Raw genomic sequence first — 415 nt, forward strand, 5'->3', positions numbered from 1 at the left:
ACCGCGTATGACAGCCTCCAGGGTCTGTCCGTTGGTGATGCGCTGGGTGCACAGTTCTTTGTCCCCGGTCGCTCCATACCCGATCTTCGCGCTGGGCGACCGCCGGCACCACCGTGGCAATGGACCGACGACACCGAGATGGCCTGTTCGGTGTATTCGGAAATCCGCGACCATGGCCATATCGACCGCGACGTGCTCGCGGCCGTGTTCGCTGACCGATGTGAGCCTTATCGTGGCTACGGTGCGGGCACAGTGGTTGTGCTGCACGAGATTCGCGACGGCCGCCCCTGGGCCGACGCGGCAGGTGCTGTTTTCGGCGGCCGCGGATCATGGGGAAACGGTGCGGCGATGCGGGTTGCCCCGCTCGGGGCGTATTTCGCCGGAGATCTGGATCGAGCAGCCGCGCAGGCTGCGC

At 66.3% G+C, this 415-nt stretch carries 1 protein-coding gene; it reads left to right on the forward strand.

The features are described 5' to 3' along the window. A partial coding sequence (locus ON27_RS41650) for an ADP-ribosylglycohydrolase family protein (protein ID WP_169334540.1) occupies positions 1-415 on the forward strand: 415 nt, incomplete at both ends.

The organism is Nocardia asiatica NBRC 100129 (genome assembly GCF_000308415.1).
Taxonomy (GTDB): domain Bacteria; phylum Actinomycetota; class Actinomycetes; order Mycobacteriales; family Mycobacteriaceae; genus Nocardia; species Nocardia asiatica.